At 62.7% G+C, this 23,706-nt stretch carries 18 protein-coding genes and 2 pseudogenes; 11 read left to right on the plus strand and 9 right to left on the minus strand.

Features of this window, described 5'->3' with window-relative positions:
* The 8 genes and pseudogenes from E8F12_RS10835 to E8F12_RS10870 form a co-directional block, all read right to left on the minus strand.
* Positions 1 to 1,083, minus strand: a pseudogene (locus E8F12_RS10835) (IS1182 family transposase); the annotation flags it as partial.
* 211 nt (positions 1,084 to 1,294) lie between these two features.
* A pseudogene (locus E8F12_RS10840) lies at positions 1,295 to 1,612 on the minus strand (MBL fold metallo-hydrolase); the annotation flags it as partial.
* Positions 1,613 to 1,709: 97 nt separating this feature from the next.
* Positions 1,710 to 3,083 carry a DUF1329 domain-containing protein gene (locus E8F12_RS10845; protein ID WP_280325240.1) on the minus strand — a complete coding sequence of 458 codons (1,374 nt, stop codon included), beginning with the start codon at positions 3,081 to 3,083 and terminating at the stop codon, positions 1,710 to 1,712.
* Between the two features lie 121 nt (positions 3,084 to 3,204).
* Complete coding sequence (locus E8F12_RS10850; protein ID WP_280325241.1) at positions 3,205 to 4,245, minus strand: YeiH family protein; 1,041 nt, start codon at positions 4,243 to 4,245, stop codon at positions 3,205 to 3,207.
* A gap of 55 nt (positions 4,246 to 4,300) precedes the next feature.
* The gene (locus E8F12_RS10855) at positions 4,301 to 4,714 is read right to left on the minus strand and encodes a GFA family protein (RefSeq protein ID WP_280325242.1); all 414 of its coding nucleotides are present in this window, start codon (positions 4,712 to 4,714) and stop codon (positions 4,301 to 4,303) included.
* 23 nt (positions 4,715 to 4,737) lie between these two features.
* On the minus strand, positions 4,738 to 6,126 hold the full coding sequence (locus E8F12_RS10860) for an MFS transporter (protein ID WP_280325243.1): 1,389 nt from the start codon (positions 6,124 to 6,126) through the stop codon (positions 4,738 to 4,740).
* 73 nt (positions 6,127 to 6,199) lie between these two features.
* A complete protein-coding gene (locus E8F12_RS10865; protein ID WP_280325244.1) occupies positions 6,200 to 7,198 on the minus strand; it encodes a flavin reductase family protein in 999 nt (332 codons plus the stop codon).
* A 64-nt stretch (positions 7,199 to 7,262) separates the two neighbouring features.
* Complete coding sequence (locus tag E8F12_RS10870) at positions 7,263 to 8,324, minus strand: LLM class flavin-dependent oxidoreductase (protein WP_280325245.1); 1,062 nt, start codon at positions 8,322 to 8,324, stop codon at positions 7,263 to 7,265.
* An 84-nt stretch (positions 8,325 to 8,408) separates the two neighbouring features.
* On the opposite strand from E8F12_RS10870, the gene E8F12_RS10875 reads away from it, so the two are divergent.
* From E8F12_RS10875 to E8F12_RS10900, 6 genes are all read left to right on the plus strand, one after another.
* Positions 8,409 to 9,329, plus strand: coding sequence for a LysR family transcriptional regulator (locus E8F12_RS10875; RefSeq protein WP_280325246.1), 921 nt, complete (start codon positions 8,409 to 8,411; stop codon positions 9,327 to 9,329).
* A 159-nt stretch (positions 9,330 to 9,488) separates the two neighbouring features.
* Positions 9,489 to 10,892 carry an MATE family efflux transporter gene (locus tag E8F12_RS10880; protein ID WP_280325247.1) on the plus strand — a complete coding sequence of 468 codons (1,404 nt, stop codon included), beginning with the start codon at positions 9,489 to 9,491 and terminating at the stop codon, positions 10,890 to 10,892.
* 137 nt (positions 10,893 to 11,029) lie between these two features.
* On the plus strand, positions 11,030 to 12,460 hold the full coding sequence (locus E8F12_RS10885) for an IS1182 family transposase (protein ID WP_280325248.1): 1,431 nt from the start codon (positions 11,030 to 11,032) through the stop codon (positions 12,458 to 12,460).
* Positions 12,461 to 12,937: 477 nt separating this feature from the next.
* Positions 12,938 to 13,336 (plus strand): hypothetical protein, encoded by a 399-nt coding sequence (locus E8F12_RS10890; RefSeq protein WP_280325249.1) that lies wholly within the window; start codon positions 12,938 to 12,940, stop codon positions 13,334 to 13,336.
* A gap of 3 nt (positions 13,337 to 13,339) precedes the next feature.
* A complete protein-coding gene (locus tag E8F12_RS10895) occupies positions 13,340 to 14,290 on the plus strand; it encodes a GlxA family transcriptional regulator (RefSeq protein WP_280325250.1) in 951 nt (316 codons plus the stop codon).
* A gap of 190 nt (positions 14,291 to 14,480) precedes the next feature.
* Entirely contained in the window at positions 14,481 to 15,953 is a 1,473-nt protein-coding gene (locus tag E8F12_RS10900) for a winged helix-turn-helix domain-containing protein (protein WP_280325251.1), read from the plus strand.
* Between the two features lie 40 nt (positions 15,954 to 15,993).
* Here the strand turns inward: E8F12_RS10900 and E8F12_RS10905 are convergent, their stop codons facing one another.
* Complete coding sequence (locus tag E8F12_RS10905) at positions 15,994 to 18,843, minus strand: winged helix-turn-helix domain-containing protein (RefSeq protein WP_280325252.1); 2,850 nt, start codon at positions 18,841 to 18,843, stop codon at positions 15,994 to 15,996.
* 284 nt (positions 18,844 to 19,127) lie between these two features.
* On the opposite strand from E8F12_RS10905, the gene E8F12_RS10910 reads away from it, so the two are divergent.
* From E8F12_RS10910 to E8F12_RS10930, 5 genes are all read left to right on the plus strand, one after another.
* Positions 19,128 to 20,144, plus strand: coding sequence for an alpha/beta hydrolase (locus tag E8F12_RS10910; protein ID WP_280325253.1), 1,017 nt, complete (start codon positions 19,128 to 19,130; stop codon positions 20,142 to 20,144).
* A 194-nt stretch (positions 20,145 to 20,338) separates the two neighbouring features.
* On the plus strand, positions 20,339 to 20,992 hold the full coding sequence (locus tag E8F12_RS10915; protein WP_280325254.1) for a hydrolase: 654 nt from the start codon (positions 20,339 to 20,341) through the stop codon (positions 20,990 to 20,992).
* A gap of 61 nt (positions 20,993 to 21,053) precedes the next feature.
* Positions 21,054 to 21,464, plus strand: coding sequence for a DoxX family protein (locus E8F12_RS10920; RefSeq protein ID WP_280325255.1), 411 nt, complete (start codon positions 21,054 to 21,056; stop codon positions 21,462 to 21,464).
* A 26-nt stretch (positions 21,465 to 21,490) separates the two neighbouring features.
* Positions 21,491 to 22,030: an antibiotic biosynthesis monooxygenase gene (locus E8F12_RS10925; RefSeq protein ID WP_280325256.1), complete on the plus strand. Its 540-nt coding sequence runs from the start codon at positions 21,491 to 21,493 to the stop codon at positions 22,028 to 22,030.
* A gap of 156 nt (positions 22,031 to 22,186) precedes the next feature.
* On the plus strand, positions 22,187 to 23,706 hold a 1,520-nt coding region (locus E8F12_RS10930; RefSeq protein WP_280325257.1), incomplete at its 3' end, for an amidohydrolase.

Here is a 23,706-nt window from a genome sequence, read left to right on the forward strand (position 1 = left end):
GCTTTCAGTGGGCAGGTGGCGCAGTCGGCTTGGCTGGAGCGGTAGATGATGGTGTTGGCCTTGGTCACCCGCGATCTTGGTTGGGTGAAGGCGCGCCATTCACTGCGTAGCGGTTTGCCGGCTGGGCAGCGGTATTCGTTGGCCTCCTGATTCCAGTGGAAGTCGTTACTGGAGAGGCTGTCGTCCTTGCGCTCGGTCTTGTCCCACACCGGCACATGCGGCTCGATGTCCTTCTCCTCGACCATCCAGGCCAGCATTGGAGCTGTGCCATAGGCGGTATCGCCGATGAGGCGTTCTGGCGTGAGGTCGAACTGCGCTTCGACGCGCTCCACCATCGTTTTGGTCGACTCGACCTCGGCAGTCCGATGCGCCGGGGTGGCTTCCACATCCAGGATCACGCCGTGCTCGGTGTCGATCAAGTAGTTGGTAGCGTAGGCAAAGAAGGCCGGGCCACCTGGCGCGGCGGTCCACCGTGCCTGCGGATCGGTGAGCGAAATCTTCTTGGGCAGGGCTTCGGCCAGCGCTTCCTCATCGAGGGCTTCGAGGTACTCGCGCACGGCGCGGGTGCTGAGCGCCGGATCGCGCCAGTCGACCTCATCGCCCGCCACCCCACGTTGCCGGCTGGCATCCGCCTTGATGATGCTGGCGTCGACGGCGAAGCCTTCACCCTTGACCAGGCCGGCCGCCATGCAGCGCCGCAGCACCTCATTGAACAACCAGCGGAACAGGCCGCTGTCACGAAAGCGGCCGTGGCGATTCTTCGAGAAGGTCGAGTGATTGGGCACTTCATCCTCCAGGCCCAGCCGGCAGAACCAGCGATAGGCCAGGTTCAGGTGCACCTCTTCGCACAACCGTCGCTCGGAACGGATGCCGTAGCAGTAGCCGACCACCAGCATGCGCACCATCAACTCCGGATCAATCGAGGGTCGCCCGATGAGGCTGTAGAAGTCGGCCAGGTGGGCGCAGATCACTGAGGTCCAGGCACTGGTCAATGCTGCGCAGGAGGTGTTGGGGCGGGACGTGCTCTTCCAGATTGAACGAGTAGAACAGGCGCGCCTGTCCTCCCGGTACCTGTCCCATCATGCCGCCTGCTCGCATATCCTCTGCCGGTGGCATGGGCGTACAGCTACTTTTTCAACAGAATCGGCCGATAGCGGCCGGTCACGAAGGGCTGCTGTCGACCGGTTGAGTCCACAACCCAAAGCAGGAGTTGGCAATTAACCGCGCTTGTTCGACGGGGCGCTCAGGTAAGAAACCTGTTCAGCGCAGCGAGTACCGAAGCCTGAATGATGATTTAAAAGACGTCCAAAGGGATCTTCAGATAGCTCACGCCATTGCTTTCTGCTGCGGGGAAATGCCCGGCCCGTATGTTCGTCTGGATCGCCGGCAGCATCAGCGCGGGCATGTTGAGGTTGATATCGCGCGCATTGCGCAGGCAGACAAAATCGTCCTCGGAAATGCCTTCACGGATATGCAGGTTGTGCCGTCGTTGAACACCGATCGTGGTCTCGCACTGGTACTCGTCGCGCCCCGGCGCCTTGTAGTCATGGCCGACAAAGACGCGGGTGCTGTCCGGCAGGCGGAACAGTTTCTGGACCGACGCGTGCAGCTGCGACATCTCCGGCAGGTTCAGCAAGGTCACCATTAAAAGAAAAAAGGCGGCTGGATAGCCGCCAAAAACAACACCCAGTGCAACGTAGATTAGTAAACTAACGGACGCCCGCCTGGCGTAACGCGGCCGGGGTGTAATTGTTCGCCGAAGCTACGGCGCCGAATTCAATGCTGCGATTTTCTTCGTTTTTCAAGCCCAGTACCGAATAGCGGCCGGACTGCAGGTCATAGAGGGCTTCAGCGGTATAGCCAGGCACTTGCTTGTGGTAGTACTGCTGGGCATGCCCTTCACCCACGCGCCACAGTTGGCCGCGCCCGTCGTAATGGTCCACTTCTGCCAGTTGCCAGGTGTCCTCATCGAAGTACATGTGTCGTGTCGCGTAGATGTGACGTTGGCCTGGCTTGACCTTGGCCACCACCTCCCAGACACGGTGCAGTTCGTAGCGGGTCAGGTCCTGATTGATATGCCCGGCCTTGAGGATGTCGGCGTACTTGAGGTTCGGTGAGTCGAGCTTGTAACTGTTGTAAGGGATGTACAGTTCCTTTTTCCCGACAAGTTCCCAGGTGTACCGGTCAGGTGCGCCGTTGAACATGTCGTAGTTGTCCGTCGTGGCCAGGCCATCGGCGGCAGTAGCTGGGCCGTCATAGGAAACCTGTGGCGCACGGCGCACGCGGCGCTGTCCGGCGTTATAGAGCCAAGCGTCACGGGGTTCCTTGACCTGGTCGATGGTTTCGTGGATCAACAACACGTTACCGGCCAGGCGGGCCGGCCCTGTCACTCGCTGGATGAAGTAAAACAGGATGTTTTCGGCTTTGCTCTTGTCCAGGTCAGGCAGTTCACGCGGGTAGGAGATCTCGTCTTCCAGTTGGACCATGCTGAAAGACCCGTCAGCTTGCGGTTGGACGCGGGTTGCCAAGCGGTTGAGGTTGCCGCCCCGATAGCGAGTCAGGTGGTTCCAGAGCACTTCGATGCCATTTTTGGGCACAGGGAAAGCGTAGTAACGGGTATCGGAAAAACCGGTCAGGCCGTTACCGCCATCAACTTCTTCAGTCTTTACCGCGCTGGCCTTGATGACCGAGTAGATGTCTGTTGGCACCGCAGCGGTGCGATGTGTGGGGTAGACCGGGATTTTGTAGCTGTCCGGGTAACGCTTGAACATCGCCAATTGGCCTGCAGACAGCTTGTCCTTGTACTTTTCGGCGGTGGCTGCCGTGATGACGAACAAGGGTTTTTCGTTGGCAAACGGGTCACTCAAAAATCCTTTGCTGTCCACAGTGCCCGCCGTTGTTGGCAGGCCTCCGGTCCAGGCCGGAATACTGCCGTCGGCGTTCGCGGCTTTGAGTCCCCCTATTGGCGTCAGCGTATTGCCCAGCTGTGCGGCCTCCTCGGGAGAGACCTTGGCCATAACGGCCGTGGCCAAAAGCGAAAACGCCAGGGCGCCGGTTTGCACAAGTATTTTTGTTGTTTTCATGTAGTCGCTCTCAAGTTTTGGAACCGCTTGGGAATGCACACCTGCGCGAGCGCAACAGAGTCACGATCGGTTGGGGGGGTTGTGGGTACTGCCGAAGAATCAAGTGCAGGGCTGGGTCAATTCATCGACCCAGGTAAAGCAGGCCAATCATCAGTGCTGCGAGGAACAGCGTCTCGCCCACCAGTAAGGCGATCGGGCGCCAGCCAACTGAAGCGAGTTTTTGCAGCGAAGTTTTCAACCCTAGGGCGGCGATGGCGATCACCAGGCATCCACGCGACGTTTCACTCATTGCGCCGGCCAATGAGGGGGGCAGAAAGCCACTGCTGTTGACCGCGACCAGGCAGATGAAAGCCACCAGGAATCCTGGGATTAGAGGTATCCGCCGCCCGCTGTCCGCTTGCGTGCTCTGCTGTCGGCGAAACAACCAGGCAATCACTACGACGGCGGGCACAAGGAGTGCCACTCGCAGCAGCTTCACAACTGTGGCGATATCGCCGGTGGCCGGAGAAATCATGTAGCCGGCACCGACCACCTGCGCCACGTCATGAATGGTGCCACCCAGAAAGATCCCGGTGTGTTCAGGCGACAGACCCAGCAGTTTGCTGATGATTGGATAAGTGATCATCGCCACGGTCGAGAGTCCGGTGACACCCACCACTGTCAGCAACGTATCGCGCTCGCTGTTCTCATGCTTGGGCAGCACGGCGGAAATCGCCAGGGCCGCCGAAGCGCCACAAATGGCGACGGCGCCACCGGTTAGCACGCCGAAGTCGGCACGCAGGTTCAGCAGGCGAGCACTTACCCAGCCGACAAAAATGGTCGCAGTGACTGCACACACTGCGGCCAGAACCGTTTCCAAACCCAGCGAACCGATCTGTTCCAGCGTAATACGCGCCCCCAGCAGGGCTACACCTATGCGCAGAATCGTCCGTGAGGTGAACTCTATGCCCGGAAGGCAGCGGCTGTCCTCGCTCAGAAAATGGCAAGCCATACCGAAAAGCAAGGCGTAGAGGAGCGTGGGCCCGCCGTAATGATCGGCAATGAAAGCCGAGGCCATGGCGATCGCCAGGCTGACCATCACTCCGGGGCAGAGGGTTTGCACGCGGCCCAGCAGTTGCCGGGGGACGCTGACGGGGCCGGCGCAGTGCGCGTCTTTGATCATCGTGGGTATCTCGTGCTCGCCCGGCTGCGGCAGGCCGTTAGCCGGGTCGCTGTTTTCACTCGGTTGCCGCGTGCTCGAAGCACGGCAGGCTGCGGTCGATGGCCACCCAGGGCTGCGCCGAGGCGCACCACAGGTGCAGGTTGGGCGTGGCGATCGCAGCATCGGCCAGGGTGCCGGCCTTGACTGCGAACACGCCGGGCATCGCGGCGATTTCGGAGTACAACGCCGAGCCACAGCAGGTGCAGAAGTAACGCTTGACCGGTAGGCCGCTACCGCCGGACTTGGCGTAGCAGCCGAGGCTCGCGCCCTCGACCAGGAAGCCTTCAGCCGGCACCAGCAGGTTGACCGAGAAGGCGCTGCCGGACTGTTTCTGGCAGTCGCTGCAATGGCAGACAGCGGTGGTCAGCGGGGCGAGGGGGGTGGAGTAGTGGATGGCGCCGCACAGGCAGCTGCCTTGGATGGTGTTCATGAGCGTTCTCGTAGTTGGAAGGGTTATGCCGCAGCCGCTGCGGCGGGCTGCCAGTCGCGGGCCTGCTGGCTGGTTTTGCGGAAGCTGTGCCGGGCGAGAAGCAGCAGCGGGCACGCCAGGGCGCAGGCGATCAGCGTGACGATCAGGATCGAGTAGCGAATGGCGGCGGGGTCGACCAGCAGGTAGTCGGTGATCACACCCACCGCGACCGGGCCGATGCCAACACCGAGCAGATTGAGCAGGCCGGTGAACAGGGCGATGAACTGTCCGCGCATCGGTGTAGGCGCTATTTCGACGATCAACGCCGGGCCGACGCCGAACAGGCAGACCCAGAGGGCAGCGGTGAGGGCCAGGCACGGCAGCGCCAGAGGGGCGCTGGGCGCCAGCAGTAGCGGCGTGGCGCACAGCGGCAGGACGATGCTGGCGATGATCGCGACGCGCAGGTTGCCATTGGTCACGCCGCGGCGGCGCCAGTATTCACCCAACCAGCTGGCGCCGAGCACACCGAGCGGCGAGCTGACGCACATGATCAGCCCCATGACAGTGCCGGCCTTGGCGTAACTCCAACCGAACTCGCGGACCAGGTAGCTGGGTACCCAGGCGCCGCCGCCATACACCGCGGCGTTGTAGCAGCCCATACCGACCACGATGGCGACGAAGGTGCGCCGATTTGTGCGCAGGAAAGCCAGCACTTCGCCCAGCGGCACCGCCGGCGGGGCAGAAGCCGGGGTAATCCGCCCGGCGCGATTCAGTCGCGGCTCTGGCACGCCGAACATCAGCAGCAGAATGAACAGGCCCGGCAGGCCGATCGACATCAGCGTGGTCTGCCAGGGCGCCAGGGTGCCGAGCAAGGGCAGAGTCAGTGGATGGGCGCTGAAGTAGCCGAGTACCAGGCCGGTGGCGAGTAGACCGCCGCCAACGCCGACCGGGCCGCCGGCGCCAAACACGCCGAGGGCGCGGCCGCGTTTCTCCGGCACGAACAGGTCGCTGATCAGCGACACGGCACCCGGCAGCAGCACCGCCTCGCCGACCGCCACACCGACGCGTGCCAGCAGCAGGTGCCAGAATTCCGTGGCCAGGCCGCTGGCGGCCGTGGCCAGGCACCACAGGCCGATGCCGGTAGCGATGATCATTCGGCGGTTGCCGCGGTCGATCAGGCGGGCGATCGGCAGGCCGGCCAAGGAGTAGAAGGCGGCGAAGGTGAAGCCATGGAGCATGCCCATCCAGGTGTCGTTGACGTGCAGCGATTGCTGGATCGGCCCGACCAGCAGGCTGAGCACCTGGCGGTCCATGATCGAGAAGACGTAGGCGAGCAGCAGTACGCCAAGGGCGTAGTTGGCCTGGCCGCGGCTCGGCAGGTAGGGCGCCGAGCTGGTCGTGACCGGAGCCTGGATAGTCGTGGTGCTGGACATCGGCAGTTCACCTCAATGGCTTGTTTTTGTAATCGAGGCCGCGCGGCGGGCAGGCCGCCGCCGCGGTGCTGCGTTAGCGCGCCGCCGGGATGGCGTCGGCCTGCTGCCAGAGGTTGTTGTCCTGCCAGATGTTTTCCTTGCGCCAGTGCGCCGGCAGCTCGGCACCGGTGTGCTGGATGACGCGGCCGATCAGCAGCTTGAGTTGCTGCGCTTCGTCGTAGGACAGCGCTTCCAGGGCACTCATCTCGGCGGCCTTGGCGAAGGCCAGCCACTGGATCGCCAACTGACGGCCCTTGTCGGTGAACAGCACGCGCTGTTCGTGCAGGGTCAGCAGGTCGTTGTGCAGCCAGGTGGCCAGTTGCTCCGGGGCCAGCGCCTTGCCGGTGAATTCGAACAGTTGGCGCAGCTCGTCCAGGGTCCGCCCTTCGCTGAAGCTGAGGATGCCGAGCAGCTCGAAGTCGCTGTCCTGCATGCCCATAGCCTTCAGTTGCTGGCGAATCGGCAGTTGCAGTTGGTAATAGGCGCGACCGAGCAGAAAGCCCAGCCAGTTTTCGCCGTAGATCACGCTTTCCTGGCCACGTGGGGCTGGTGGCACCAGGCGTCGGTAGCCGCCGCTGTGGAACACCAGCGGCGCTTTGTCGAAGCGGTCGAACGCCAGCACTTCACCGACCAGGATGATGTGGTCACCACCCTCGTACTGATAGGTGGTCTTGCACTGGAAGCGCGCCGAGCAGCCATCCAGCAGCGGAATTTCGCTGGGGCCGCGTTGCAGGTCGAGACCGGTGAACTTGTCAGCGCCGCTTTTGGCGAAGCGGTTGGACAGTGGCTCCTGATCGGTCGCCAGGATGTGCACGGCGAAGTGCGAACCTTCGGTGAAGGCGTGTGCCGACGAGGAATCCTTGTTGATGCTCCACAACACCATCGGCGGGTCGATCGACACCGAGTTGAAGCTGTTGGCGGTCAGCCCATAGTCCTGGCCGTCCGGACCTCGGGTGGTGACGATGGTCACGCCGGTGGTGAAGGCGCCGAGCGCCTGGCGGAATTGCTTGGGGTCGAAGGGGGAAGTGTTCATCGACGGGTACTCCACCGCCACCGGACGGGCCGGCGGCGGCTGATTGTTGTTGGATCGGAGTGGCTCAGCGGTTGAGCAGCGGCATGACCAGACGGCCGAAGCGCTCGGCTTCTTCGTGGTGTGGGTAGCCGGAAAGGCAGAAACCGCTGCAACCGGCATCGACGAACGCCAGCAACTGGTCGGCGACCTGCTGCGGGTTGCCCACCACAGCAATACCGGCACCGGGGCGCACTTCGGTGATACCGGTCCACAGGTGCGGAGTCATCTTGCGGCCGACGGTTTTGGAGAGCTCTTTCATCCGTTGGTTGGCAACGGACTCGGCCATCATGGTCTTGACCTGTTCGGTCCAGGCCGGATCAGCGCCGTTGACCAGCGTATCGGCCGCGGCCCAGGCTTCCTCTTCGGTTTCCCGGCAGATGATCTGCAGGCGCATGGCGAACTCGATATCTTCGCCGCGGCCGTACTTGGCGGCGCGTTCGCGCATTTCCTTGATCTGTTCGCCGATGCGCTCCGGGTAGTCGCCCCAGAACAGGTGTACGGCGGAGTGCTTGGCAGAAATTTCTGCTGCATGCTCCGAACCACCGCCGAGGAAGAACGGCGGGTGCGGTTGCTGGAAGGGGGCTGGTATGACTTTCGGGCCGTGTGCCTGGTGGTACTTGCCTTCGTATTCCACGCCTTCCTCGATCCACAGGCGCTTCATCAGCTCGACTTCTTCCTCCAGCTGTTCGTAGCGCCCTTCCTTGGAAGCGATCTGGCCCTCGGCGTAGGCGTCTTTCTCGCTGAGGCCGGCAATCAGGTTGATGTAGATGCGCCCCTTGGACAGTTGATCGAAGGTGGCGAACATCTTGGCCTGGGCGACCGGGTGGATGAAGCCGGGCTTCACCGCCACAAGGGCTTTGAGCTTCTGGGTACGGGCGATCACGAACGAGGCGGTCACCCAGGCATCCCAGCAGAAGGGCGTAACTGGGACCAGCACGTAATCGAACCCGGCCTGTTCGGCGGCGACGGCTACCCGCTCGAAATGCTCGAGGGACTGGGGAATGCTTTTGCTCGGATCGCTGAAGGTAGTGGTATCGCCAATGGTTGGAATGAACCAACCCATCTGCAGGGGTTTCTTGTTGTTCATGGTGGGGCTCTCGCGCAGTGGAACTGTGGAACCACTACAACAAAGCCTTTGCGATGAAGGAAGTGAATATGTAGCATTCGAGGAATGCACAATATTAATACCAGAACCCTCGACCTGAACCTGCTGGTGGTCTTTGCCACTCTGTGGGAAACCCAGAACGTCACCCGCGCCAGCGAGCGCCTGTCGCTCAGCCAATCGGCTGTTAGCCATGCGCTGCGCCGCTTGCGTGAGCGTCTTGGCGACGAGCTGTTCGTGATCGGGCGCGGCGGCCTGGTGCCGACGGCACGCGCGGCCGAACTGATCGGTCCGGTGCGCGACGCGCTGTCCCGTCTGGACGACGTTCTGCAAGGTTCTGCGCCCTTCGTGCCGGCAGCGGTGCAGCGCAAGTTCCGCATCGCCTCCGGCGACTTCGTCGAGTTCCTGATCCTGCCGCGCCTGATCCAGCACATCGCGCGGGAGGCACCAGGGGTGATGATCGAGGTGGTGCCGCTGCCGCCGAGCAGTAGGGTTTCAGCGCTGCTGGAAAGCGGCGAGATCGACCTGGTCATCAGCACGCCGATGACGCTTGGCGCAGGCCTGCGCCATGAGCCAATCACCACCGTTTCGTTGCTCACCCTGATCTGGCAGCGTGAAGGCCTTCCGCCTGGGCGCTTCCCGCTCGACCTCTACCTGGAAAGGCCGCAGGTGATGATCGAAATGCATCAACGGGATGGCAACATTATCGACCAGACGCTACAGGCCCAAGGGTTGGCGCGGCGCATTGGCGTACTGGTGCAGAACTTCATGGCGATGCCGGTGATCGCCTCGCAGACCGGCTACATCTGCAACCTCCCGGGGCCCATCGCCGAGGCGTTCGCTGCAACCTTCGGTCTCAGTTGCCACGAGCCGCCAGTCGACTTCCCGGCGCCCGAGCTGGTGGCGTACTGGCACTCGCGGTTCGATGCCGATCCGGGTTTGCAGTGGTTGCGCGAACAGGTGAAGAGCTGTGCGGTTCAGCTCCCCTGAGCGGCTCAGCCTAGGCACGGTTTTAAGTCATTGCTGGGCTGAGGCGGATATCGATATGCATACTTTGCATATGTGAAATTTCAAGGATTCATTTTACTCATTGCATTACTACCAATCCAATGGAGGTCAGCCCCAACAATAAAACCCACAGGGACAACCATGACTGCCATTGATCCGCGCACGCGTCTCCTATTGGAAGCGCCCATCGTGCCGACCGTCTTGCGATTGGCGGCTCCCAACGTATTGGTAATGATCGTCCAGGCCTCTGTTGGCCTCATCGAAACCTATTTCGTCGGCAAGCTTGGCAGCGACGCGCTGGCCGCAATGGCGCTGGTATTTCCGATTGTCATGCTGATGCAGATGAGCTCCGCTGGTGCGATAGGAGGTGGCATCGCCTCGTCGATCGCGCGAGCCCTTGGCGCGCAACGCCGGGAAGATGCCGATGCTCTGGTGTTGCACGCGATGGTCATTGCGCTCGGTTTCGGCCTTGCATTCACGGTGACACTCCTACTGGGGGGGCGGTGGTTGTATGCGCAGATGGGGGGCACCGGGGCGTCGCTGGAGGCAGCGTTGGTCTACTCGCACTGGGTATTTGCAGGTTCCGTGCTGGTGTGGCTGTTCAACGTGCTGTCTGCGGTAATCCGGGGCACCGGCAACATGGCAGTGCCCGCCAATGTGACGGTCGCAGGTGCTGTAGTGCTTATCCCGCTGTCACCCTTGCTCATCTTCGGCTGGGGGCCGGTACCCGGCATGGGCATTGCCGGTGGCGCGGCGGCCCTGCTCCTGTACTACCTCGGCGGTACGGTCGTGCTCTGGATGTACCTGCGCACGCCGCGCAGCCTACTCAAGCCGAAGCTGATGAGCGTACGGCTTCGCTGGCCTCTGTTTCGCGACATCCTGTGGATTGGCCTGGTCGGCCTGATTGCAACGGTGGCCACTAACCTGTCAATCGGCATCGCGACGGCGCTGTCGGGGCAATTCGGCCCGGACGCGATTGCTGGCTACGGCACCGCCGCACGTCTTGAATACTTGCTGGTGCCGCTGGCATTCGGCTTTGGCGCACCGCTGCTGGCCATGGTCAGTACCTGTATCGGTGCCGGTGACAGAGCACGCGCCCTCAAGGCCGCGTGGGTTGGCGCCGCGATAACCTTTGCGATCACCGAAACGATCGGTTTGGCAGCGGCAATCTTCCCGCGCCCCTGGCTAATGTTGTTTGGCAATGAGCCGGCAATGCTTGAGGCTGGCGCCCAATACCTGCAAGTGGTCGGTCCGTTGTACGGCTTCTTCGGCCTGGGACAGGTGTTGCATTTCGCATCGCAAGGCGCGGGGCGTCTGTTCTGGCCTGTGATTGGCAACCTCGCACGTCTGGTTGTGGCTGGCCTTGGAGGCTGGCTTGCCTTGCGCTGGGGCGGCAACCTGATGCACGTATTCGTTGCTCAGGGCGTGGCGTTCGTGGTGTATGGCCTCGTCATCACTGCCACGATAGCCGGTGGTGCGTGGTTCGGCCGCGCGAGTTGGCCGCGCAGCACTGCCGCTTTGATGCGGCGCATCCAGCCGACTTGATCATTCCTGCATGTATCCACTGCACTTCTTGATTCGGTTTGGGCTATGTGTGACCGGCCGCTTCTGGCCCAGGCTGTTTAAAAACGTGGCTGGCATCCTTGCAATGCTGCCGGCAAGTTTCATCGCAGGAGCGGTCAATGAAGCGTTTCATCCAGGGCGAGTGTCGAGGCCAAAGCACACTGCTGCCCGAGAGCCTGGATGATTACGTGGCGGACACCAACCCGGTGCGGGTAGTCGATGTGTTCGTCGATGAACTCGACCTTGGCCGACTAGGTTTCGAAGGGGTGGTCCCGGCGGAAACGGGCAGACCGGCCTACCATCCTGCCGATCTCCTGAAGATCTACATCTACGGTTACCTCAACCGCATCCAGTCCAGCCGTCGCCTCGAACGCGAGGCCCAACGCAATGTCGAGCTGATGTGGCTGACCGGCCGCCTGATGCCGGACTTCAAGACCTTCGCCAACTTCCGCAAGGACAACGGCACGGCAATTCGTCGGGTCTGCCGGCAGTTCGTGGTGCTGTGCCAGCAGCTCGGTTTGTTTTCCGAAGCGCTGGTAGCCATCGACGGCAGCAAGTTCAAGGCGGTCAACAATCGCGACCGCAACTTCACCAGTGCCAAGCTGCAACGTCGGATGGAGGAGATCGAGTCCAGCATCAGCCGCTACCTGACTGCGCTCGACACTGCCGACCGCCAGGAGCCTGCGGTGGCACAGGCCAAGGCCGAACGTCTGCACAGCAAGATCGCCGCCCTGAAAACCAAGATGCAGGAACTTCGGGATATCGAGGGCCGGCTTGAGGCCGCACCGGACAAACAGATCTCCCTGACCGATCCCGATGCCCGCTCGATGATGACGCGCGGCACCGGCCTGGTTGGTTACAACGTCCAGGCCGCGGTCGACACCAAACATCATCTGATCGTGACGCACGAAGTCACCAACGACGGCGTCGACCGTGATCAATTGAGTGCCATGGCCAAGCAAGCGCGCGAAGCCATGGGCGTGGAGTCACTCTCGGTGGTCGCCGACCGGGGGTACTTCAAGAGCGAGGAAATCCTCGCCTGCCACGAGGCGGGCATCACCGCCTTCGTACCCAAGGCCAAGAGCTCGGCCGCCGCCGCAGCGGGTTGCTTGGGCCGCGATGATTTCATCTACGACGCGGCCCACAACGAGTACCGCTGCCCAGCCGGAGAACGCCTGATCTGGCGTTTTTCGACGGTTGAGAAAGGGCTAAAGCTGCACCGTTACTGGAGTTCGCATTGCCAAGGTTGTGCGTTGAAAGATCAGTGCACACCGAGCGCACAGCGGCGGGTGAGTCGCTGGGAACATGAGTCGGTGCTCGACGCGATGCAGTCCCGCCTGGATCAGGCACCGGAGATGATGCGCATCCGCCGCCAGACGGTGGAGCATCCGTTCGGCACGTTGAAGGCCTGGATGGGCGCCACCCATTTCCTCACCCGAACGCTCGAGCGGGTGAGCACGGAAATGAGCCTGCATGTGCTCGTCTACAACTTCAAACGGGTGCTGAACCTGTTGGGCAATAGCGCGCTGATGGCGGCAATGAAGACCTGAAACCCCGTTGGCTGCCCACAGAACTCGACGCACAGCATCGTGGAAGCCGCACTTGCCCGAATCAGCTGAATGCCTCGGATCGACACGCCAAGCGCCCACGGGGCCGCTGGAGGCTGCTAGAACCTTCAATATCCAGCTATCCATCACCCGCTGCGTTTTTACACAGCCTGGGCCAAGAGCTGCCATTCGGTAACGGCGGCATCGGCCCCTTCGCGGCCGTTCGAAAATGTCTACGAGATTACAGGCGATTCACTGCTGACCTCGATGCGCAAGCAACCAGCGCCGCGCCAACGGGCCTACTACCAGTGATTGATCTTCGCCAGCTTCAGCTTGTTCTGGACCGTGGTACCAATCGCACTAGCTCGGCACCATGGTTTGTCGCAGACCCAAATTGCGCTTTTCACCTTTGGTGGAGGATATCCGCGCCCTAGCTGGACCAGTGGCTGAGCGCTACTCGACGCCGGGCATGCGCGCAAGATGTCTTTGATCTCGATGGCAATCGCCTCGGATGCTTTGTTGATTGAATGGACCGGCCCCGATGCCAGCGCGGCGGGACTTGCCCTCACCGGAATCCTGCTGGATTTCGCCGTGCAGATGAACATGGTGCTAGGCCAGCGCGCGGTGTACGCGCTCGATCCGGCCAGCCGCGCTCGGCGTCATGCGCTGTACATGATCAGCATCTTCATCGGCGGCGCCATCGGTTCCGCGCTGGCCGGTCCACTCTACGAGGCAGCTGGCTGGCCTGCGGTCATGCTTGTGGGGGCGTGTAGCCGGTCATCGCCCTGGTCGCCTTTGTGTGCAGAGAGCCCGAGCTTGGTTGATCGATCCACGGCCCCGGGCGCAAGCTACGTCCTTTTGTATCCCCGTTGGTTGTAGTCCATGAAAAGCGTCGCAGTTGTGTTGTTTCAAGACCTTCTTCTGCTCGATGTAGCCGGGCCGGTAGAGGTGTTCTCTATCGCTAATCGTTTCCTCGATCCGGCGGATTGCTACGAGATAACGACGATTGGCTCGGATGAGCTGCGTGTGCGCGCCTCCAATGGGATAGCGCTCACTGCTGACACGCACATTGAACATGCGCCCGGGACCTACGACGTATTACTGGTGCCGGGCGGTCCGGGTGCATACAACCAGGTGTTCCCGCGACTGCAGGGCTGGTTGCGCACCGTGGCCCCCCAGGTCAGGTGCCTGGCCTCCATCTGTACTGGCGCCTTCATCCTGGGGCAGGCTGAACTGCTCGATGGTCGTCGCGTCACAACACATTGGAACTACACCGAAAGGCTGGCTAAACGCTTCCCCAAGGCCGAAGTCGAAACGGACCAAGTGTTCGTGAGAGACGGAAACCTGATCACCTCCGGTGGAGTCACCACCGGGATCGATCTGGCACTGTCCATCGTGGCTGAAGATCACGGGAAGGAGATTGCGCTGGCGGTTGCCAAAGTACTGCTGGTGGTGATGAAGCGTCAGGGCGGGCAGATGCAGTTCAGTCCTCTGGTTGCCGCTGTGGCCAAGGAGGATTCGCCCATCGCCAAAGTGCAGAACTACGTTCTGGACAATGTGACCGAGGACTTCAGTGTCGAGCGATTGGCCGGCCTTGCGGCCATGAGTTCGCGTCATTTCTCCCGGGTGTTTATCCGCGATGTGAATATGACGCCCATGGAGTTCGTCCAGCGCGCGCGTATTGATCGTGCCCGGAACCTGCTGGAAGCCACCGATATCCCGCTGAAGACGGTGGCCTATCGCAGTGGTTTCGGCAGTGTGCGGCAGATGCGCGAGCTGTTCAGCAACAAGCTTGGGCTCACGCCCGCGCAATACCGGCGCCAGTTCAGCTAGGCAAACGATGTCCGTATAGCGCCTTTGTTTGGCTGTCTTCGTCTCCGTGTCGAGGTTGTCCGGTCGTGAATGACTGACATGCTATGCGTGAAGCCTCGATTTGGAGAGGTGCTCGACCTCGGGCGGGAGATTGCATTGCCTGTAGTTGGCTGCGGTGAACCTGGCTGGGTGTTTCTGCGCCTGTGATTGCGTGAACGAACTCAGAACGATCCGTGCCGATGTGGTGTTGAAATTCGGCCCTTTCCGCTACTACGTGCAGCGCCGGCTGATCCTGCACGGCGAGAGACCGCTACGGGTGGGCAGCCGGGCCCTGGAAATCCTCCACCTGCTGCTCGAACACGCCGGCAGCGTGGTCAGTAAGGAAACCATCCTGGCGCGGGTGTGGCCGACGACGGTGGTCGAGGAGATCAACCTGCGGGTGCATATCGCCGCCTTGCGCCGCGCCCTGTCCGACGGCAAGGGTGGTCAGCGCTACATCGCCAACATCCCGCAGCGTGGCTACAGCTTCGTCGCCGACGTGCAGCTGAACGAAGCCGCCGAAATCGTCCCGGCCGGGCCGTCCGGCGAGATACTGCACAATCTGCCCGGGCGCTTGTCGCCGATCATCGGGCGGGATGCCATCGTCGACGATCTGGTGCGCAAGATGCCAGCGCGGCGTCTGATGACGCTGGTCGGGCCGGGGGGGATGGGCAAGACGACCATCGCCCTGCGAGTGGCCGAACTGGTGTTGCCGCACTACGAGGACGGCGTCTACTTCATCGACCTCAGCACCCTGGCCGACCCGGCGCTGGTCGCAGCCAAGGTCGCCAGCACCCTGGGCCTTGCGCTGCCCGGCGAGGGCGCCTTGTGTGGCCTGGACTACTACTTGCTTCATCGCCACATGCTGTTGGTGCTCGACAACTGCGAGCACCTGATCGATAGCTGCGCCGCGCTGGCTGTGGGCCTGCTCATGAGCGCCCCGCGCCTGGCCATTCTGGCGACCAGCCGCGAGCCACTGCTGACGGAGGGCGAGTGTGTGCAACGGTTGGAGGCGCTGACCATCCCCGCGCCCGCGACGTCGTTGCCCAGCGAGATGGCGCTAACCTATTCGGCCGTGCGCCTGTTCGTCACCCGGGTGGCAGCATACCTCCCCGGTTTTGTCCTGCGCGCCCAGGATGTCGCCGTGGTCGCGGAGATCTGTCGTCGGCTGGATGGCATGCCACTGGCGATCGAGTTGGCCGCCGCGCAGATCGAGGTGCTGGGACTGCATGGTCTGCTGGGGCAGCTGGAGCACTGTCTGCAGCTGCTGACTCATGGGCGAAGGACGGCAGCGCCCCGCCACCAGTCGCTGCGGGCGGTGCTGGATTGGAGCCATGCCCTGTTGAGTCCGCTGGAGCAAACCGTGCTGCACCGATTAGCGGTGTTCAAGGTGGCGCTCTCACTGGACAAGGCGGTCAGGCTCACCGCCTGCAGGGCAATCGACGAAGCGCAGGTGTTCGAGGCTATTACGCAACTGGTGGCCAAATCCTGGCTGTCGGTGGAACTGATCGATTCCGTGGTGCATTACCGCCTGCTGAACACCTCGCGTGCCTATGCGCTAGAGAAGCTCAGGGCCGCTGACGAGTATCGGCAGGGCCAGCAGCGTTATGCCCAGCACAGGAACATGCGAGTGATCCAGGGCTAAAAAAACTGCCCTGAGCGCAGACTCAGGCGGAAGCGGCAAGCTAGGCCGAGCATTCGTCGAGCAGTTGCCGGGCGCTGAGCAGGTCCGGGGTGGCAAAACCCTCGGTGAAGCGGCCATACACCTGCTTGAGCAGCGCGTGGGCTTCCTGCTGGCGGCCTTGTTGCTGCCACAGCCGTGCGAGGCTGCAGGCCGCACGCAGCTCCCAGGCCAGGGCGCCTTGGTGACGGGCGATGGTCAGCGCCTCCCCTAGGAGCGACTCCGCGCGATTCAATTCGGGAGTCTCGCGGGCCAGCAGGTCCACGGCCCCGGCGCGGAGCACTTCCGCGGTGACCCACCCGGCCTGGCCGGATTGCGCGCGAGCAAGCAGCGCGTCATCGACATAGGCCGGGTTCAGGGTGGCCATGATGTCCTTGATCATCCCTTCGCCTGGTAGGGCGGGTTCGCTCCCGGGGGGCGCCCCCGGCGTCAGGGTTTCGCGTTCGTAGTGCTGGGCCCAGCCGTGGAACATATTCATGGACAGCTTGCGGGTCTGCTCCAGCAGCAACGTGAGCAGCTCGCGGCTGGCTACGACATGGCCGTTGTAGCGGGCGATCGCCCAGGCCGACAGCGCCAGCGTGTAACAGAGCGAGGTGCCGTGCTCAATGCGCTGGGCCAGGTCTAGCGCCTGCATCGCATGGTGCCACGCTTGCTCCGGGAAGCCTTGCAGCCAGAGGACGCGGGCCAGCAGGGTCAGTGCGGCGACCTTTTGGTCGTACTGTACGCCGAAGCCGTTAGTGAAATGGCCGGCTGGCGGGTTACAGGCAATATTCGTCAGCGCGTAGTCGGCATACTGTCTGGCCTGCAGCTGATTGCCGGCGAAGTGCTGGGCCAGGCCGCCCATGCGCTGCAAGCTGAGCGACAGTTCAGGGGCGTCACACCGGCAAAGTCGGTCGAAGTGCCGAGTCTGCTCCAGCGCCGCTGTATAGTCGGCGCGGCTCAGGTTGACTGCCATTAGTCCCGAAGTGGCCTTGAGCTGCCCGGCCACGTTTTGGCAGCGCTCGGCCAGTCGCCCCGCGTTGACGAAGGCATCGATCGTCTCCGGGGTACCGCCGCGGGTGTGGTACCAGATGCTGCCCAGCACCAGCGTGAGCGTCATCTGGAGTGTCGGGCAGGGCTGGTCGCAGGCTTGCAGCATGGCGAGGGCCGTGGCCGCATAGTGGCCGTGCTCCTTGAGCAGCGACAACTCCTGCCAGAGCGGCGTCGAGCAGGCGGTGAGGCGAATGGCGACCTCTTCATCGCCTTGCGCCGAGAAACCCCAGTCGAGCGCGGCGCGCAGATCGTCCACGCGCGGTGCGAAGCGCTTGATCCAGTGCTGGGTAGGGGTGACTTCCCACTCCCGCTGAGCCTGGTTCATCAGTGTCAGGCAGTACTGTGCGTGACGCCGGCGTACTTGCTGCTCCTCTGCTGCTTCACGCAGCTTCTCGAGCGCGTATGTGCGAGTCGTATCCAGCAGTCGGTAATGCACCTGTTCGTCGGTCACCTCTGTACTCACCAGTGATTTGGCCACCAGTTGGCTAATCGTGAGGCACGGTCGGACCATTGGTTCGTCGGTTCCAATCAGGGCAGCTGCGGCGTCCAGGGAGAAGCTTGCAGGGAATACGCTGAGCCGACGCAGGCTGGCCTTTTCTAACGCCGGCAGCAGCTCATAGCTCCAGTCGAGCGTGGCGCGAAGTGTCTGCTGGCGAGCGGGGGCAGTGCGCCGCCCTCTGTTGAGCAGACGAAAGCTGTCGGCCAATTGCGACAGCACTTCGGCCACGCCCAAGGCGCCAATCTGCGCAGCGGCCATTTCGATCGCCAGGGGTATACCGTCCAGTCGACGACACAGCTCGGCGGCCGCCGGCAATTCACTCTCCGTCAGTTCAAACCGGCCCTCGTTGGCGATTGCCCGCTCCACCAGCAGCTGTAGTGCCGGGAAGCCAAGCGCCTGGGACATAGCCATAGCCGGCGCGGGTGGTGGACAGGTAAGTGGCCCCACGCGTTGAACATGTTCGCCTTCGGCACGCAGGACCTCACGGCTGGTGGCCAGGATGTCGATGAGCGGGGCCGCCTTGAGCAGGGTTTCTGCCAACCCGGCCACCGATTCAACCAAGTGTTCGCAGTTGTCCAGAATTAGCAGGATCTGCCTATCGCGCAAGTAATGGGCCAGTTCGCCTATCGGCTCATCGCCCTGCAGGGTCAGGTCGAACGCCGCAGCAAGGGTTTGAGGTAGTTGCGCAGCCTTGTCGAGCGGGGCCAGGTCGAGTAGTCGGACGCCCTGCGGGTAGTTTGCCAGCAGCCGTTCAGCGACGTGCAGCGCCAAAGTGGTCTTGCCAATGCCTCCTGGGCCCACCAGGGTGACGAACCGCTGCTGACGTATCTTCCGGGCCAAACTGTCGACCATTTTTCCGCGACCGATCACGGGGTTCAGCCGGCGGGGGAGATTGTGCGTGTGCGCATTGTGCGAGTCTGCAGGCGCGTGCCAGGAGACCGATGCGACCAGGCTGTAGCCGCGCAGGGGGATGGTGGCGATATAGCGCCGGCCGTCTCGATCCTCACCAAGTGCCTTGCGCAGGGCGGCGATATGCACCCGCAGGTTGATGTCTTCCACCACGCTGCGAGGCCACACCCGAGCGATTAGTTGCTCCTTACTGACCACATTGCCGGCGTGCTCCAGCAGTACCAGGAGGATATCCAAAGCACGACTGCCCAGATGCAGGGGAAGGCCGTTGGCCCGCACCAAGCGCTTGTGCGGGAGAATCTGGAGGTTTCCAATTCGGGCCACTCGATCAGTGGCAAAGAGCGATTGCACCTGCTGGTCGTTTCCTCCGACTGGAGCCGGTTCAACCACGGCGGCAACTCCGTCCAAATCCATGCGCGAATCCTCGTCTTTGACGGGTGAAGGGGCATAGGTCCGTGCCGCTAGTTTTCAGAAATTTTGCAAGGACTTTTCCTTTGGTGCAACGGTGTGTTGCCAAACGGACAACTAATCGGCGAAGCAGCGAGGATTAACAACCATTAACTCGCCTAGTCGCCAGGCAAGGCCAAAACTAACGACCAGACGCCATTGACCGGACGCCATCGGGCTACCTGCGGTGTCAGTCATCAGGCGCCGCTCTCAGGGCGGCACCTCACTCAATCCATCAGGGGACATGCAGCATGAATCTGCAGAAAAGCCTTATTGCCGCTGTACTTGGCCTGGCTGGCGGTGTTGCCTTTGCCGCCGTCAGTCCGGGAGTGGAACAGGACACGAAAAGGTTTCTCGACGCCCTGGAGGCAGCTGGCGGCAAGCCGCTTGAGCAGATGACCGCACAGGAAGCACGCTCCGTTCTGGTGGGCGCGCAGGCCTCAGTCAAGGTCGACTTCTCCGGAACCCGCACCGAGGAAAAGACCATCCAGGCGGGCGGTCAGTCGATCAAGCTGACTATCGTTCGCCCTGATGGCGCTGGGGGCGTGTTGCCAGTGTTCATGTTCTTCCATGGTGGAGGCTGGGTGCTGGGTGATTACCCAACCCATGCGCGTCTGATTCGCGATTTGGTGGTCAATTCCGGGGCGGTGGCTGTCTACGTCGACTACACCCGCTCTCCGGAGGCGCAATACCCGACAGCGATAAATCAGGCCTATGCCGCAACCCAATGGGTAGCCACGCATGGTGACGAGATTGGTGTCGATTCCTCCCGGTTGGCGGTTGCTGGCAATAGCGTGGGAGGCAACATGGCGGCGGTGGTCAGCCTGATGGCCAAGGAGCAGGGAACCCCGCAGATCCGTTTCCAGGCGCTGCTGTGGCCGGTCACGGACGCCAACCTGGAAACTCCCTCCTATAACCAGTTCGCCCAAGGTCACTTCTTGACCAAACCGCTGATGAAGTGGTTCTGGAACAACTACACCACCGACGATAAGCAGCGCGCGCAGATCCATGCCTCGCCGTTGCGCGCTTCGCTTGAGCAACTCCAGGGGCTGCCGCCCGCTCTGATTCAGACGGCCGAGTTCGACGTGTTGCGCGACGAGGGCGAAGCCTACGCGCGCCGGCTCGACGCGGCCGGCGTCGCGGTGACCGCTACTCGTTACAACGGAATGATTCACGACTTCGGCCTGCTCAACCCGCTGGCGCATATCAACGCTACGCAGTCGGCCATGTTGCAGGCCGGGGTGGAGCTGAAGAAGCACCTGCAGTAAGCCACCCGATACGGACCAATCGGGGGCTGCACACATGAGCCCCAATACCACGCCGCGACGGTGCCTAAATCTGAGCTCGGGCTGAGCTTGGCGGTGCAGTGTCGCTCTCGTTCCGTCCATCAGACGCCGGTCGTTTAACGCGTAGTCCGGTGACACTCACATACACCACCCGCTTAAACCACGAGGAAACCACCATGGCAATCGCCAAAGCAGCTCCAGGCAAGACCCTGCTCGACCCGACCAATCACACCCTGATCATGATCGATCACCAGTCGCAGATGTCTTTCGCCACCAAGTCGATCGATGCCGTTACCCTGCGCAACAACGCCGCGCTGGTGGCCAAGGCCGCCAAGGAGTTCGCGGTATCGACCATCCTCACCACCGTTGCGGAAAAGAGCTTCTCCGGGCCGATCTTCGATGAGATCAAAGCGGTCTTCCCCGACTACAACGTCATCGACCGGACGAGCATGAATACCTGGGAAGACGAGCGTATCGCCGTCGAGGTGAACGCGGCGGGCAAGCAGAAGATCGTCCTGGCCGGCCTGTGGACCTCGGTGTGCATCGTCGGCCCGGCGCTGTCGGCCCTCGACCAAGGTTTTGAGGTGTACGTGATCGCCGATGCCTGCGGTGATGTCTCCGATGAAGCCCACGAGATGGCCATGCAGCGCATGATCCAGCTCGGCGCCCGGCCCATGACCTCGTTGCAGTACCTGCTGGAACTGCAGCGTGACTGGGCGCGCGGCGAGACCTACGAGCAGACGGTGAAGACATCCATCGAACACGGTGGGGCCTACGGCCTGGGGCTGATCTACGCCAAGACCATGTTCAACGCCTCCGAAGGCCACTAAGCGTCGGTGCCGCACGTCCGCCGTGCGGCGCTTTCCTCGAACGTTCGACGGAGCCACGAGCATGCACCATCCCGTTGACTGGGCCCTGCTGTTCCTCAGGAGCAGTGGCTCGTTGCTGTTGCTGCAGGTGCATGGCATGCCCAAATTGCTGCAGTTCAGCGAGGAGCTGCAACGGATCGAGGACCCCCTGGGACTGGGGGCGGGGCTGACGCTGTGCCTGGCCATATTCGCCGAGGTGCTATGCCCGCTGCTGATCCTGCTAGGCGTGTTCACTCGCCTGGCCTGCCTGCCGATTCTGGTGCTGCTGCTGGTGTCGCTGCTGCTGGTGCACCCGCAGTGGAGCCTGGCAGAGGGTCAGTTCGGCTGGCTGCTGCTGATCATCTTCATAACCCTGGCGATCTCTGGGCCGGGTGCCATTGCTCTCGGTCGGCGCGTTGCCGGTCCACTGGGCAGGGCGATCAGGCTCTATTGAGGCGTGGACTACCACAGGACTTTCTAATGGACGAGCTCGACGTAGTTACATTGATCGTGCGGCACCGGGTCAAAGCGGGGCAGGAAGCTGCCTACGAGCAATGGCTGCGGCGTACCACCCGCATCGCCAGTACCTACCCGGGTCATCTGGGGGTGAACGTGATGCGCGATACGGAGCGGTTCGTCTGCGTGCTGCGCTTCGTCGGTACTCGTGAGCTGCAGTGCTGGCTGGACTCCAGCGAGCGGCGGCACCTGATCGACGAGGTGGCGCCACTGCTAGTCGAAGGCGACCAGACCGAAACCGAGGCCAGCCGCGAGTTTTGGTTCACCCCGAGTTCTGCGCCGCAACCACCGCGCTGGAAGCAGGCTTGCATCACCTTCTTGGTGATCCTGCCCCTGAGCCTGTTGGTGCCGCTACTGTGGCAACCAGTGTTCGCCCGGCTGCCCTGGCTAGGCGGCTATGTTCCGAGCAACGTGCTGATCACCCTGAGCATCGTTGTAATGGTTGTGTACCTGTTCATGCCCAAGGTCACGAGGCTGTTCTCCGCCTGGCTGAACTCGCGCTGAGAAAGGGAGCAATCCATGAACCATGATGACACCAACCCTGGGCGCCGTAAGTTCCTCGCCAGCAGCTCCGTGCTCGGTGTGACAGGCGCCCTATGGTCCGCCTTACCTTTTGCCGCTGCTGCCGGCCTATCACCTACCAACCCCAAGGGGAGTGCCATGAGCGCCGATCTGATCCTATTCAATGGCCGTCTGCACACGGTCGACCGCGAGAAGCCCACCGCCAGCGCCGTGGCGATCAAGGACGGCAAATTCCTCGCCGTTGGCACTGATGCCGAGGCCATGGCCCTGCGCGGTGACGCCACCCAGGTCATCGACCTCAAGCAGCGCACCGTCATCCCCGGCCTCAACGACTCCCATCTGCACCTGATCCGCGGCGGCCTCAACTACAACCTGGAGCTACGCTGGGAAGGCGTGCCCTCCCTGGCCGACGCCCTGCGCATGCTCAAGGCGCAGGCCGAGCGCACACCCTCGCCGCAGTGGGTGCGGGTGGTCGGCGGCTGGAACGAGTTCCAGTTCGCCGAGAAACGCATGCCCACGCTGGACGAGCTCAACAAGGCCGCGCCGGACACTCCGGTGTTCGTCCTCCACCTCTACGACCGCGCCCTGCTCAACCGCGCCGCACTCAAGGTGGTCGGCTACACCAAGGACACCCCCAATCCGCCCGGCGGCGAGATCCAGCGCGACGCCAATGGCGAGCCCACCGGCATGCTGGTCGCCCGGCCCAACGCGATGATCCTCTACTCGACGCTGAGCAAGGGGCCGAAGCTGCCGCTGGAGTACCAGGTCAACTCCACTCGCCAGTTCATGCGCGAGCTCAATCGCCTGGGCCTCACCAGCGCCATCGATGCCGGCGGCGGCTACCAGAACTACCCGGACGACTACCAGGTGATCGAGGAACTGGCCAAGCAGGGCCAGCTCAGCGTGCGCATCGCCTACAACCTGTTCACCCAGAAGCCCAAGGAAGAGCTGGCCGACTTCCAGGCCTGGAGCAAGTTGGTCAAGCCCGGCCAGGGCGACGACTTCCTGCGCCACAACGGCGCCGGCGAGATGCTGGTGTTCTCCGCCGCCGACTTCGAGGACTTCCTCGAACCGCGCCCGGACCTGCCGCAGACCATGGAGCAGGAACTGGAGCCGGTGGTGCGTCACCTGGTGGAGCAGCGCTGGCCCTTCCGCCTGCACGCCACCTACGACGAATCCATCTCGCGCATGCTGGACGTGTTCGAGAAGGTCAACCGCGACATCCCGTTCAACGGCCTGCCCTGGTTCTTCGACCATGCCGAAACCATCTCGCCGAAGAACATCGAGCGCGTTCGCGCCCTCGGCGGCGGCATCGCCATCCAGGACCGCATGGCCTTCCAGGGCGAGTACTTCGTCGACCGCTACGGCGCCAAGGCCGCCGAGCAGACCCCGCCGATCCAGCGCATGTTGGCCGAAGGCGTGCCGGTGGGCGCCGGCACCGACGCCACCCGGGTGTCCAGCTACAACCCCTGGACCTCGCTCTACTGGCTGGTCAGCGGCCGCACTGTCGGCGGGATGGAGCTGTACCCCCAGGGCCTTTCCCGCGAGACCGCGCTGCAGCTGTTCACCCACGGCAGCGCCTGGTTCTCCAGCGAGCAGGGCAAGAAGGGCCAGATCAAGGTGGGCCAGTTGGCCGATCTCGCGGCGCTGTCGGCGGA

Source organism: Pseudomonas sp. BN102, assembly GCF_029871245.1.
Lineage (GTDB): Bacteria > Pseudomonadota > Gammaproteobacteria > Pseudomonadales > Pseudomonadaceae > Metapseudomonas.